At 47.4% G+C, this 11,135-nt stretch carries 10 protein-coding genes; 7 read left to right on the top strand and 3 right to left on the bottom strand.

The window, feature by feature from the left end:
• Window positions 1–355: 355 nt before the first annotated feature.
• The 3 genes from Q0294_RS11055 to Q0294_RS11045 all read right to left on the bottom strand — a co-directional run bounded on the left by Q0294_RS11055 (window position 356) and on the right by Q0294_RS11045 (window position 3,356).
• Entirely contained in the window at window positions 356–1,117 is a 762-nt protein-coding gene (locus Q0294_RS11055) for a class I SAM-dependent methyltransferase (protein ID WP_299464825.1), read from the bottom strand.
• A 91-nt stretch (window positions 1,118–1,208) separates the two neighbouring features.
• Complete coding sequence (locus tag Q0294_RS11050; protein ID WP_299464822.1) at window positions 1,209–2,333, bottom strand: alpha/beta hydrolase; 1,125 nt, start codon at window positions 2,331–2,333, stop codon at window positions 1,209–1,211.
• A gap of 207 nt (window positions 2,334–2,540) precedes the next feature.
• Window positions 2,541–3,356, bottom strand: coding sequence for a CPBP family intramembrane glutamic endopeptidase (locus Q0294_RS11045; protein ID WP_299464819.1), 816 nt, complete (start codon window positions 3,354–3,356; stop codon window positions 2,541–2,543).
• Between the two features lie 196 nt (window positions 3,357–3,552).
• Here Q0294_RS11045 and trpC point away from each other — a divergent pair, with 196 nt between their 5' ends.
• The 7 genes from trpC to Q0294_RS11010 form a co-directional block, all read left to right on the top strand.
• A complete protein-coding gene (trpC, locus tag Q0294_RS11040) occupies window positions 3,553–4,341 on the top strand; it encodes an indole-3-glycerol phosphate synthase TrpC (RefSeq protein WP_299464816.1) in 789 nt (262 codons plus the stop codon).
• A 59-nt stretch (window positions 4,342–4,400) separates the two neighbouring features.
• On the top strand, window positions 4,401–5,012 hold the full coding sequence (locus tag Q0294_RS11035) for a phosphoesterase (protein WP_299464813.1): 612 nt from the start codon (window positions 4,401–4,403) through the stop codon (window positions 5,010–5,012).
• A gap of 179 nt (window positions 5,013–5,191) precedes the next feature.
• Window positions 5,192–5,857: a hypothetical protein gene (locus tag Q0294_RS11030; protein ID WP_299464810.1), complete on the top strand. Its 666-nt coding sequence runs from the start codon at window positions 5,192–5,194 to the stop codon at window positions 5,855–5,857.
• 202 nt (window positions 5,858–6,059) lie between these two features.
• On the top strand, window positions 6,060–7,073 hold the full coding sequence (locus tag Q0294_RS11025) for a zinc-dependent alcohol dehydrogenase family protein (protein ID WP_299464807.1): 1,014 nt from the start codon (window positions 6,060–6,062) through the stop codon (window positions 7,071–7,073).
• 88 nt (window positions 7,074–7,161) lie between these two features.
• Complete coding sequence (locus tag Q0294_RS11020) at window positions 7,162–8,307, top strand: proton-conducting transporter membrane subunit (RefSeq protein ID WP_299464804.1); 1,146 nt, start codon at window positions 7,162–7,164, stop codon at window positions 8,305–8,307.
• An 837-nt stretch (window positions 8,308–9,144) separates the two neighbouring features.
• Complete coding sequence (locus tag Q0294_RS11015; RefSeq protein ID WP_299464801.1) at window positions 9,145–10,236, top strand: sugar kinase; 1,092 nt, start codon at window positions 9,145–9,147, stop codon at window positions 10,234–10,236.
• A gap of 96 nt (window positions 10,237–10,332) precedes the next feature.
• Window positions 10,333–11,135 (top strand): sigma 54-interacting transcriptional regulator (locus tag Q0294_RS11010; protein WP_299464798.1); only part of this gene is annotated, 803 nt, incomplete at its 3' end.

Genomic DNA, 11,135 nt, shown 5'->3' with positions numbered 1-11,135 from the left:
GAAACGGAGTTTAAAGGTTCTTCGGAACCCCTGATTGAAGTCAGCTTTCTGACCCAGCCTGGCCCTTAAGAAGGAATCTGGTTTGGACGGACATTATCCAGAAGGTCCCCCTGATTAGCGTGTTCTGACCCAGCCCGCGTATCAGTTTCTGTGAAGTGCATAAAATAAACTTTTCCGTCTACAATTCGCCGCCTTCTTAAGGGCTTTCTTTATGCGCCGAATTAAGTGCTGCCCCTGCGATGATTCAGAACCACCATTCACGGCTGCACGGTGAGAGTGAAGCTGCATTTCGGCTTCTGAGAATTCCGGCTCGGCCTCGTTAGAACCAGATGGATTCAGGATTGATTTTCATCTCTTATTTGATGTGGCCATAAAACAGATTTGTATCGTAGTCAAATGGGACGGTTCCCTCTGTCTGGTACGCTGCAAAAATTTCCTGCAGACGTGACATCATCTGTTCATGACCTGGCTGTCCTGAGTTGGGGCAATAGGAGGAGGAAAGGAGGCGTCCTTTGAGAGCGGGGAAATCGAACGTCTGGCTGTTGGGAAAAGTGTGGTTCAGAACAGGGTGCGGAGCGAAAAACTGGCTGAAGTCACCTTGTGAAATATTCGTATGGTTGACTTCCTGGTAATCGGTGGCGAATTCGAGCAGCATTTTTTCGTAGGCGATCAGGAACGGGGTGGAGTCTACTTTTCGCTCGTTCCAGATAAGCACAACCCAGCCCTCTGGTTTGAGTATTCGCTGAAATTCCCGTTTGGTCCGATCACGGTCAAACCAGTGGAATGCCTGGCCGGCGATGATGAAATCGAAAAGGTCACCCGGTAAATGAGTTTCTTCCGCGGCGGTATTCACACTGTGAAATTGAGGATAGTCGCTCAAAAAGGTCTCGGCCGCCGTCCGCATTTCGGCATTGGGTTCCACGCCATAGACCGTGTTGTGATGCTTGAGGAAAAGCTGAGCTGAGATCCCAGTTCCCGACCCAATATCGGCAATCAGTGATTCGGGGGTCAAGTCGCACTCTGTTTCCAGTAATTTCAATACCTCAGTGGGGTAGCCGGGACGGTATTTGATGTAATTCTCAACACGATCGGAGAAGCGGGAGGTCGGGTTCTTCATCACTTTACCTCGTGTATCGGAAGGGAATCATATAATCGCTACTTCACGACATCATAATTCTGTCTCGCGATGATACATAGTAAACCGGGAATCAGAGACTGGTGGCGCGAACTTTTTTGATTTCCGGTGGTTCTTTATCGAAGGCCCAGTAGTTCATGCCGAGATGATTTTTTGAAAGGAGCCATTTTCTGTTGGCAGCAGCGGTGTCCTGTTTGATCAAAGAGAAGAGATCACTCAAAACGGCGCGGTTACTACCGTAATAGGAGTGGCTCATGAAGCTGGTGTCGACGGCAGAAACATCAATGGTTTCGACGCCTTCCATAATGAGGGGTTCGCGGGAATCCCCTGCCCTGCGTTCCTGATTGACTGCCTTGGACGCGACCAGCGCGACATCGCCGGAACCCGAATAGAGGGTCACTCGATTTGACTGGGCAATAATCGCAGGAGCGAGTTTCTTAAACTCGGAAACCCCCACATCGGGTGCGGCGAGAACTACGTTTTGAAACGGCTTTGTTTGTGCATAGAGATCCGGCAAACGATTCATGGCGCGCATCACGACGCGGTTGCCCATGCTGTGTACCATAATATTGATTTTTGTGCCCTTCGGAACGGAGTTGACGAGTGATTCCAAAAATTGAGCCATCGGTTCGACGCTCGCATTGGCAGCTTCTCCGTCGAGAAGATATTTCTCTATCCCACCCTGTGAAGGCCAGCTATAACAAATGACGGCACCATTGAAGGGGAGTTCATTGGCGATTTGTGCAGCGCGGGTGACGGCGCTCGGGAAGTTGACATTAAATCCATGGACGAACACAAGGATGTCCTTTTGTGGCGAATGTTCCAGCATCGAATTCAAATCATCAAAAAACAGGGTTTCTTCTGCCGGTGTCAGCGAGCTGATTTCGACCTGCCCTTCCGGATCAGGGGCGCCCTGCCAGATTGTCTGAATGACTTTCGATTTCAAATCGCTGTGATTTTTACGTGAGATACGGACCTGCCCTGTACCGTAAGCCAGCGTATCCCCGAATTCGTTGGCGTAGCCCGTTTCTCCCGCCGCATTTTTTTCCTGCAGCCGGTTTGTCGCATACAGAATTTTCCACTTTGTAAATTCATCGGACTGTTCAGCGGCGATGGGATCTTTAAGGGAATCGGCATAAGTTGCGACCAGTTGCTGGGACAATGCACCGGTCACTTTGCCCGTGTAGATCAAATCCATTTTGGACTTCATCGTTTGACACGAGAAGCAAACGCATGCGCAAAGACAGAACAACGCCCAGTGGCGTGATGGGGTAGGTTTCATTTCGGAGGTCTCCGAAGGGATAGAGAGGTGTTGAGAGAGGGGGAAAAGATAGCGTTTTTTGAAAATCAGGTGAACCCCAAAGTGAGAGATGGTCAATTGACCACTTTTTGGGCTTGGGTCAATTCAGACGGGATTCGGCTGATTTGCCAGGGCCAGAGCGAGGTTGATCCCATTAAACAGAGCGTGTGTGACGACATTCGCAGCATAACTGCGGCGGTAATAAAAGAGGGCTCCCAGTATCAAAGCCAGTGGAAACAACGGAATACAATCGGGAAATCCATGTACGATGCTGAAGATCAGCGAACTTGTCAAAATTGCTGCGAGAGGGGGCAGGAGATCTTCGAGCCAGCTTTGGAAGAGGACACGATAGATTAACTCTTCAAATAAAGGAGCTACGACGACTGCGGAAATAAAAATCCAGCTGATCGTGGAAAACTGGGGGCGTGCTTTCAGCAGGAGGAACAAGGGGTGCATGGCTTCTTCCGTTCGAAACGACTGTGTCAACAAGAGGAGAGCCATCACGGGAAGCAAAGCCAGGAGAAAGCCGACAGAGCCATCGCGAAGTTGGCCGGCTATGTCATTCAGGCGAAACCCCAGTTTCTGTAGGGAATCCTGCTTCAATATTACCAGAAAAAGTATGAGTACCACCCCAAAGGATACTGTAATCACACAGGATGCAATCACAGTATTCAGAGAGATGGTATCGGCAGGGGCTGTTGTCTGCTGCCACTGCATCCATTCTTTTGTCATGGATGTCATCAGTTGATGGGAAATCCAGAGGATTGTCAGGAAGACCGGCAATGAGGTCTCCAGCTGACTGCGGTCCGTGTTGAACTGAAAAACGGCGGCGCTGTTTCTGTCCTGGAAAAGCATGAACCAGTAGCGCATGCTCAGCAAGGTCAGCAACAGAAGTAAGAGGTGCAGTGACGTAGGAACCAACCTGAGAAACCTCGATTTCAATCAATTTTAGGTGTGATTGACGGATAAAAAGACCATCGTCGTGATCAGAAACCAGAATTACAAGTCGAATCCGCGTTGGTTTTGCTGACTCTGTGGTACTTCGTGTCGCTGATAGTTATGCTACGGAGAAGTAAATTGCGTTTTTTAACCTCAAATAAGGTACTTAATCACAGTCGTGGGAAATATTCTCGAAGAAATTATCGCCTTTAAAAAGACGGAAGTCAGCGAGGCAAAGGGAAAACAATCTTTTGAGGAATTGGCTGAACAACTGGCCGCTGCGCCTCCCGTGCGCGATTTTGTGGATTCCTTGAGAACTCATGGTCCGGTGGGAATGATTGCTGAAGTCAAAAAGGCGTCCCCTTCTGCGGGCGTGATTCGCGAAGACTTTCATCCGGTAGAAATTGCACAGATCTATGAAGCGTCCGGGGCGGCCTGTCTCAGTGTGCTGACGGACGAGCATTTTTTTCAGGGGCATTTGAATTATTTGAAAGCAGTACGCCAGGCCGTCTCAATTCCGGTTTTGAGAAAAGATTTCATTATCGATCGCTACCAGATTCTGGAAGCGCGTGTGACCGGTGCTGACTGTATCCTCCTGATCGCCGAATGTCTGGATGACAGTCAACTGGAAAACTTGTATGCCTACGCGCTGGAACTGGGGATGTCGGCTTTGGTGGAAATCTATGAGCCGAATAATCTGGAACGCGTTTTAAAGTTATCACCGCCGATGCTGGGAATTAATAATCGCAATCTGAAGACTTTTGTGACCAGTCTCGATCACTCGATTCAATTGGGTGCGAAAATTCCTGAGGATTGTTTACTCATCAGCGAGAGTGGGATTCGAAATCGACAGGATGTACTCCGGCTGCAGAATGCGGGCGTGCGAGGTATCCTGGTGGGAGAGACGCTCATGCGTGCTCCTGATATTGGGGAAAAAGCGGGCGAATTGCTCGGGATCACCGTCTAAACCAAATTCTTTATGTCTATATATAATCAATATGTCAGCAGAGCAGAGAAGGATCAGCGATGTCAGATACGGAACAGCAAGTGGAACACGTCATGGTCGTTCCGACGCTTCTTTTTCACGAAGTCGGTTATTTTCAAGGGTTTAATGATCGGGTGGAACCGTATCTGAATACCTTGTTTGATCCCAATTATATCAGTTTCCGACCTCGGGATACCGTTGAAGAAGACCCCAGTTTCAAACAATTGATCCCATATTGTATTTTTCGTCACGAGGGGAAGATCTTTTATTACACGCGCGGATCCAAAGGGGGAGAGCAGCGGCTGCACAGCAAGCGTTCCATCGGGATTGGCGGGCATATTTCTCTGGAAGACGAAGGGAAAACCGGCTCCACTTACCGGGAGGGGATGCAACGGGAGATTAATGAAGAAGTTGTGATGGAAACTAAGTATACAGAACAGTGTGTCGGGCTGATAAATGACGATGAAACCGAGGTTGGAAAGGTCCACTTGGGAATAGTTCACATATTTGACCTGGAGTTGCCCAAAGTTCTACCCCGTGAAGAGTCGATCATAGAGACAGGGTTTGACTCACCGGAAAAATTGTTACAAGAGTTAAATCAGTTTGAAACATGGTCTCAAATCTGCCTGAAAGGGTTATTTGAGCTAGCTTAACTCAACTCGGCAAAAACTGCCGCTGGGAACTGTGAATCTGACAATACGGTGAACTGTTTATTGCAGGGCTGCTTTCCATCATGCAAAGCAGCCGGTCTGCTCATAAAGGAATGAGAGCAGACAATGCGTAAACAAATTTTTGGACAAGAGAATCGAAGTGACAAAGGAGTGTCTTCAAAATGAAAATCACGTTTCGCGGATGGATCGTAGTTGGCTGCTTTCTGGCTGTCTTATCGGCCATGGCAATCCTGGGAACCGGAGTGGAAGCACAGCAGCCAGCTCCCACAAAATCGGCAGTGACTGCCAGCAATAATAATCCTGGACAGCTCTCTGAGGAGCAATTGGGAAACCTGTTGAAAGCAATGGGTTTAAGTACGACCAAGAATAAAAAACGCTACGACTTCCAGTTCAAAGCCAATCAAAACAAAGAAGAGTGGGAACTTTCCATGTCTGCCGTTCTGAGTGAGAACGGTGAATGGGTCTGGGTGATGGCGTGGCTTGACCCGCTACCCCGCAGTGCGGCTGATGTGCCTCGTACGGCAATGCTGCGTTTGTTGTCTGACAACGACCGCATGGGAAATGGCAAATTTTTTGCTTATATTTCCAGTAATCGTCGCTTCGTACTTCAGCGTGTGATTCCGAATCAGAATATGACGACGAAAAAATTTCACGAAATTCTCAGTGATTTGGGAAGCAGTGTGGTCCAATTTTATCCTCACTGGTCAACCGATAACTGGAAGAGTTCTGAAACTCCTGAGCCACAGCAGGCTGCTCAAACTTTGCCGGCAGCTCCGACACAGACAGCATCAGGTGTTTCCAATTTCAGTCCCAAGAAGCAGAATTAGTTTTATCGAACCAGTGAATCCGGGTTTGATTCAATTTTGAAGATGAGCAAACAATCCTTGTTGCCTTTAAGGTGGCAAGGATTGTTTTTACATTCATGGGGGATTTTCCGTCGCATTGTCTGATGTGGCTGCTTGCTTGTGCTGACTTCAACCTGCTAAACTCGTACCTCAAAGACGCCCTTCGAAAGTGAAAGAACAGTCCATGCGAGCGATTCGCTTTGAGCAATTTGGAGAACCGACAGATGTCCTCAAAGTCTGTGAGGTTGAAGAACCAGTTGCAAAAGTGGGGGAAGTGCTGGTTCGCATGCAGGCCAGTCCTGTCAATCCTTCTGACTTGTTAAATATTAGAGGCGGCTATTCAACCAGGCCTGAACTTCCTGCGACTCCAGGATTTGAAGGTGTAGGTGTAGTAGAGACAAGTGGAGGAGGATTACGCGGCGCGCTGTTAAAAGGTAAGCGAGTCATTGTGCTCAATCGCAATACAGGTAACTGGGCAGAAAAAGTGGCCGTCTCGAGCCAGTTTGTCATTCCTGTTTCTTCAAAATTATCACTGGAAGAATCTGCGACTTTTTTTGTGAATCCTGCGACAGCTTATATTCTGGTAAAACAGCTGCTACGCGTACCGAAAAATCAATGGTTGCTGCAGACGGCGGCGGCTTCGGCTGTCGGCAAAATGGTGATTCGCCTGGGGGATTATTACGGGTTTAAGACACTGAATATCGTTCGCCGTCATGATCAGGCTGCGCAGTTACGACAAATCGGTGCCAAATATGTGATCGTCTACAATTCAGCACATGACAATGAACGTATCCTGATCGATCAAATCCGTAAAACTCTGGGGCATGCCAGTCTGCAGTTTGCCATTGATCCGATCGGAGGACAGACGGCGTCTTCTATCGTCAAAGTGCTGGGGGAGCGGGCGAAGCTGATTCTTTATGGATCTTTGGAAAACGCACCTCTGGATTTTCTATCGCGGGAATTGATCAGAAATGGTGCGAGTATTGAAGGGTTCTGGCTGGCGCGTCAGATGGAAGCATTCTCATTACCAGAAAAAATAAAACTGGTGATGACTCTGACAAGATTAATTCGCAAAGGGGTGCTTTCAACAGAAATTGCCGCCAGATTCCCGATGGAGCAGATTGCGCAGGCCGTCATCGAGGCAGAGAGAGCAGGAAAATCCGGAAAAGTGTTGCTTACGATGCAACAGGAGTTCTGAATGCGTTTGATGTGCCTGTTGACAGGGCGAATTTCGGTTTCAAGCTAAGCTTTGGAACATGGTTCTTGATTGATGGTCGCGATTACGAATGTTCAATGATCTTTTTTTTCTGGTATTCGCGTTTGAACTGATTCTGTATCTGCTTTTGTGGTTGATTGTCTGTCGTATTCAATTTGCGCACAAAAAGAACGCGGTGTTATTGTTCCAATCAGTCTTGCCTTTGACGGCGATTCTTTTCACGGGCGTGGTTTTATTGTCAGCTTCTGTTGGCTCAACCCACCTGGAGTCCATTCGCAATTATCTGAGCAGGATCCATGAGGAGAGCGTTCCGTTATTGAATCATTCGATTCCCGCACTGGGGATTATTCTGATTGTGACGGGCATTGCATTTCACATGGGAGCCATCCCTGTCAATTTCCGTATTCGTGTGCTTCTGAAAGAAATACCTTATTGGCTTTCCATATTATCTGTCCTGATTTCCGCCTGTGCGGGAGCGGTATTTTTAATTCTGTTTGTACATAAAATTGCAGTGATATCTTACGGGTACACGGAGCAGATTTTATTTTTCATGGCTTTGATCGTGCTGGCTTCCACCGCCGGACTCTTGCTGATTGAGTCTGAGTTAAAGATCACATTGATTTTAATTGTGATGCAAATCACAGGTGTTTTCTTTGCGCAGCTATCGGCGACGTGTTGGAAATGGCGGCATGAACCGTTTGGAGGAGCTTCAATTTCCATTCCGGAGATGATGAAAGCGTTTGCTCCGGAACTGATAATTTTTGTCCTGGCGGTTTTTGGGCTGGCCTGCCTGCTGGATAGCCTCGGCAATCATCAAACAGAAATAAAGTATCAGGAACAGTTACAGGGCTTGATTGGCGATCAACGTTTACTGGGAAGTGTGGCCGTTGTTTTGCTGGCGACTCTGATGGGTTTTCCCGGGTTAGCTTTATTTCGAATGAAGTGGCAGACTTTGCAGACGCTTTTTGAAATCCAGCAGGAATCATCGGCGGGAATGATGGCGACGGTACATGCAGGTTATCTTGGGTTAGCTGTAGTGATGGTAATTTCTTCCACCATTGTCGCTTTCGTCTGCGCAAAACTGATCATACAGATTTGCTTTGCAAAACCTCTGACCCGTTACCGTCAGATTGCGCAGAAAAGAATGGCGTTTATTTGCTTTTGTTGTCTGATTGGCTCAATGATTTTAAATTTGAGAATGATTGTGAATCTCTAGGCTGAAGCCAAAGATGAGAGGTGAAATTAAGAAACTTTTTTATCGTCGTGATAGATCTTGAAGATAAAAACGTGACCACAATAGGGACATTCAACAGAACAGCCAAGCCGCCTGGATTGATAGTCTAAAGAGGTCAACTGACGGGACTCATTGATCCCGTATTTCGGTGTGATTTTTTTATCACAAGCCGGGCAGATCACTTCTGATTCGTTTTGGAGCATCTGATTTCTTTTCTAATTCATTGAACATGATGAAAACCGCAGCCCGCAATCTATTTCCCGGGCTTCAAAGTCAAAATGAATCAAGCGTCTTAAATCAAGGAATCATGCTTATGCAGGCAAAGACCTCCAATTTGGATATCTGAGTAGCTGTCGATTGTAGACTTTATCCTGTTTTATAAAGTGTAATCTCAGTAGCAAGCGATCAGCAGATACAAATACAGTGGGGCGGCAGTTCCATGCAGGCAACCCCGTCCATCTCCATCTCTGTCCCTGAACGGGCTAGACGAAACTGCCGCCACCTGTTTGTTTTGTCTTGATTGTATCAGATTACGAAAGTTAAAGTATGCTGGCGAATTCTAAAAGAAGGGTATGACAACTATTTGGCACACCCCTTCATTTTATTAAAAAATAAAGCAAGAATCTAACGACCAGAAAAAAGCGATTTTTAGCGAAGGAGAGACCACGTCATTTTAGGTCATCTATGATCACTGTTTCTTTTGAAAAAACATCTGGCATAACGACTTTCATCACGATGCTGGAATGATTCACCGGACCGAGGTAAGCTGATTATAGTTTTCGTCCGCGAACTTTTCCTGTCTAAAAATGAAGGTGTACCGTGAGAGTCGTCACTTTTGGTGAGGTCATGTTGAGGCTTGCCCCTCAAAACCATCTGAGAATCAGGCAATCCATTCCTGGTCTTCTTGAATCAACGTTTGGTGGAGGCGAGCTCAATGTCGCCGTATCCATCGCTTTTCAGGGGGGCGCCTCGGCTTTCGCGACAGCATCCCCGGATAATGCGATTACGGATTCACTCATTCAGGAGATGGGGAAAACAGGCGTTGATTCCAGCCTGATCTATCGGAGCCAACAGGGGAGATTCGGAATTTATTTCGTGGAAACCGGAGCAAACCAGCGCGGGGGGACAGTGACCTATGATCGTGGGTTCAGTTCGATCGCTTTAGCTTCTCCCGAATTGTTTGACTGGGATCGGATTTTTGAGGGAGCGACCTGGTTTCATATTACAGGGATTACTCCAGCGATTAGTGAATCGGCGGCACATTTAACTGTCAGGGCGCTCCAGGAGGCGCGTCAACGCAATGTGATGGTTTCCTGTGATTTGAACTTCCGCAAAAAACTCTGGAACTGGAAACCTGATACCAAACCGATTGAATTAGCCAGAGAGACGATGCAATCGCTCGTTCCCTATGTTGATCTCGTGATCGCGAATGAGGAAGATGCGGATTTATCATTGGGAATCAGAGCGCCTGAATCTGATGTCGAGGCGGGAGCCCTGAATATTCAGGGTTATCTTTCCGTTGCAAAACAGATTACCGAGCAGTATCCCAATGTAAAGCAGGTCGCAATCACGTTACGCGAAAGTATTTCAGCCAGTCATAACAACTGGGGTGCGATGTTGTATGATCAGGGTCAGCAGCAGGCCTGTTTTGCGCCGTGTGACTCGGATGGCAATTATTCCAGTTATCAGATTCACAACATCGTCGATCGGGTGGGGGCTGGCGACTCTTTTGCCGGAGCGTTGATTTTTGCATTGAATACTCCGGAACTTGCATCCCTGGAGACAGCCATAAGATATGCGGTTGCCGCCAGTTGTTTGAAGCATAGTATTCAGGGAGATTTTAACTATTCGACTCGGTCGGAAATTGAAGCCTTGATGAATGGTGGCGGATCCGGTCGTGTGCAAAGATAAGAGCCGACGGTACTTTTTTCAATGAAGGTTCTCAATTCTGTAAGAGAAACCGGATTCGGCTGACGGGTAAATGTCGTATGGGAGGTGCGGGTAAGTATGAAGCGAGGATCAGGACGCCGCACCCGGCTGGAAGCCCGTTTGAGTTCTCTCAATACGCCTTTGTTTCTGATCGATGCATCACGAACAGTTCTGTTTTTTAATCAGGGCTGTGAAAAAATCTTGGAATGGCCTGCAGAGGAAATTCAAGGACAGACTTGTGATTACGCAGTGGATACGGACGCCGATGAGTGTGAATCGGTCTGTAATTTATTGTGCCCTCCTCCCGAGGTTTTTAAGGGCAGCAGATCTGAGGTCCCCCGTTATCTGCTCACGCGTCGCGGAAAAACATTACCTTGTGTGATCCGTTATATCCCTTTACTTGATGAACAGCTTCAGACAAAATTGGTCTTGGGAATCATCGATCGAATCGAAGCACCTCATGCTTTGCCGACTGCATCTCCACCTCAGCAATTGCATGCTGAACTGGCCGCGTTACGTTTGTCTTTGAGAAACCGGTTTCGTTTTTCCACGATTGTTGCGCGTAATGATGCCATGCAACGCGTCTTGCGGCAGTTGGAACTGGCGATAAAAACGAATCAGCCAGTCCATTTCTGTGGGGAGCCGGGCACGGGAAAAGAGCATCTGGCTAGAGTCATTCATTTTGAAAGTGAGCAGAGAAGAAAAATATTTATTCCCCTGGATTGTGAAATTTTGCCACCCCGCGAACTGAAACAAACGGTCACAAAAATCTTTCAAAGAGATTTCGACGAATCAATGCCTCTCGAACCAGGCGTTCTTTTTCTTTCGCATATTGAGTCTCTTTCACGTGATATCCAGGAGTTGATCTTATCGAAATATCA

It is taken from the genome of uncultured Gimesia sp., from assembly GCF_937919775.1.
Lineage (GTDB): Bacteria > Planctomycetota > Planctomycetia > Planctomycetales > Planctomycetaceae > Gimesia.
This window is presented reverse-complemented; position numbering and strand designations above follow the sequence as displayed.